This is a genomic window from Paenibacillus sp. MZ03-122A, assembly GCF_024213325.1.
GTDB lineage: Bacteria > Bacillota > Bacilli > Paenibacillales > Paenibacillaceae > Paenibacillus > Paenibacillus polymyxa_B.
In genome coordinates this window covers 1-2,779 of record NZ_JANAVI010000038.1, presented here as the reverse complement: position 1 = coordinate 2,779, position 2,779 = coordinate 1, and the positions used below count along the sequence as shown (strand labels likewise).

Below are 2,779 nucleotides of genomic sequence, written 5' to 3'. Positions count from 1 at the left end.
CGAAAGCCTGATTCAGGGCCTCTACCTCCGCGAGTTCGATTCCTTTGGAGCTGCAGTCGCTTGGCGTCAGTTCTGGCCGCTCTTTAGCTGCGCAATGGGCGATGATCGTTTGAAGGTGCGCAAAGAAGTCGGCCATGAAGCGCTCGATCGTCTCTAGCCGATAACACGACGAGTCATAGCTGCATACGAACGTCAACTGGCCGCCGGCGATTAGGCCGTTCAAGGCCAGCTTATGGGACGACGCCTGCTCTTCCGATCCCGTTCCCAGCGGCGAGCTTTCAAAGGTTTCGGTTGCAACGTCTTGGTCAAACTGTCCGAGATAGTTGTAGACAATGTCCGGATGGGCGTCAAATCCTAGATTCGACTTATGCTCCGCCGCCGTCAGATACTTCAGCACCCCATATCCGAATCCTTTATTCGGTATGCCTCGCAACGACTCTTTTACGGATTTAATGGCGTGCGAGAGGCTCTCCGAGCCGTGCATGTTCAGGACGATCGGATACAGCGAAGTAAACCACCCGACGGTACGCTGAATATCCCAACCGGTTCCAATCGATTCCCGGCCGTGGCCTTCCATCTGAATGAGAAAATGCTCCTCGTTCGTCCACGCGTTCAAAGCCAGACCTAATCCCGTCAGCAAGAGATCGTCGATTTCCGTATGGTAGGCTTGGTTCGCGCGATGCAGCAGCTTCGTGGTGTCTTCGGTGGACAGCGACATCACGACGGGAGTGCGTTCCTCCTGTTGTGGATCCATCAGATCGGAATCCTGCGGTAGTAGGGCTGCCGGCATCTGTTCCACCTGAGTCCAGTATGCCGTTTCGCTCAGCAGAGCCGGGCTGTTAGCATATTCTAATAAGCCTTGTCCCCAGGTTTGAAGCGAATCTGTCTTCCTCGGAAAACGGATCTCTTCCCCTCTCAACGCCTGTTGGTATCCGGTATTCAAATCCTCCAGCAAAATCCGCCAGGAGATGCCGTCCACGACCAAATGGTGAATCACGATCAAGAGATGGTCTCCTTCTTGTGTATGAAACAGACCGAGCGCAACCAGCGGTCCTTCTTCGAACTGAATCCCGTGCTGCACGTGTCTGGCATGCTCGGCGATCCGTACAGCGGGTTCCGGTTCGCCGGTACAATCAAACGCTTGCAGGCTCAGCAGAGCACCTTCCATCCCTCGGTTCCGTTGCACGATGCCCGATTCGCTCACGGAAAAGTGCATGCGAAGCGCATCATGGTGCTGCACCATCCGATCGAACACGCGCTGCACGATCGCTTCATCGAATCCCTCTTTCCGATAAAGCATCACCGATTGGTTGAACTGGTGCGGATGCGCCATCTGCTGTGCAAAGAACCAGCGCTGAACGGGTAGAAGCGGCACGTCCCCTGCCACCAGTCCTTGGTCCGCGTGACGCCCTACGGATTGCACATGAGGCGCAAGGTCATGGATCGTCGGATAGCGGAGCAAATCCCGGATCTCCAGCTGAAGATCGTACGTACGCAGCCGGGAAGCCACTTGAATCGCTTTAATGGAATCGCCGCCCAGCGCAAAGAAATGGTCATGGATGCCGATGCGCTCGACGCTCAGCACGCCCTGCCAGATCTCGGCCAACCGGGATTCGATGTCGCTTCGCGGCGCCTCGTATCCCGCCTCGGCCACCTGCCTGTCCGGTTCCGGCAAGGCGTTACGGTCGATCTTACCGTTAGGGGTGAGCGGCATCTGGTGCAGATGCACAAAATATGCCGGGATCATGTACTCTGGCAACAACGCGGCCAGATGGGCCCGCAGTTCGGTGACAGACCGGGCTTCGCCGCTAACGTAATACGCACACAGGTAAGCCTGTTCCCTTTCGTCATGCTTCGCCGCGACCACGGCTTCCCGCACCGCTTCGTGTTCCAAAAGCCGCGCTTCCACTTCCCCGCACTCGATCCGATAGCCGCGGATCTTCACCTGGTGGTCGATCCGGCCCAGGTACTCGATATTCCCGTCTGGCAGCCAGCGCGCCAAATCTCCGGTCCGGTACATCCGCTCTCCGGGTTCAAACGGATTGGACACGAATTTCTCCGCCGTTAGTTCCGGACGGTTTAAGTAGCCTCGCGCCAACCCGATACCGGCGATGCACAACTCTCCAGGAACTCCAATAGGTACTGGATGGAATTGTTTGTCCAGAATATAAGTCTGGATATTATGCATGGGAGAGCCGATCGGTATGAAGGTCATCTGATTCAAATCGTTGGAAGTCACATGACAGATTGTAGAATCCACGCAACATTCGGTAGGACCATATACATTGCTAATTAGAGGCTTCTCCCAAGTATATTTAGCCATAAAGCGTCGTACGATCTTATCCGGCAGCACCTCACCGCCAATGATGAATTGTTTCAATTGCAGCTTGCAGCCAAATTCCGAATCTGCGGCCTCAAGCATCATTGCAAGATGCAATGGTGTTCCGTCCGATATGTCAATATAGTTGCTACTATAATAATTAAGCAAAAGATCCCCTTGCAATCTTGCGTCTTCCGGCACGATATAAAGTGCGTGTCCCAGTAACAGTGCCGCAAAGATTTGCTGAACGGAAGCATCGAATATAAATGGAGATACTATGGAAATCCGAAGGGGATTTGGATACTTTTGATAGATGTGGATATCCAAACTGTTAACAAGATTCAATACATTTCTGTGCTCAATCATAACCCCCTTCGGCTGCCCCGTCGTTCCCGACGTATAGATGACATACATCAGATCATTTGGCTCGTTGATCGGCGGCAGCATGGTTTCTGCTTC

Annotated in this window: 1 protein-coding gene; it reads right to left on the bottom strand. The window is 53.9% G+C overall.

Annotated elements, in window-relative coordinates; genetic code table 11:
• On the bottom strand, positions 1-2,779 hold a 2,779-nt coding region (locus NLX74_RS25405; RefSeq protein ID WP_254330920.1), incomplete at both ends, for an amino acid adenylation domain-containing protein.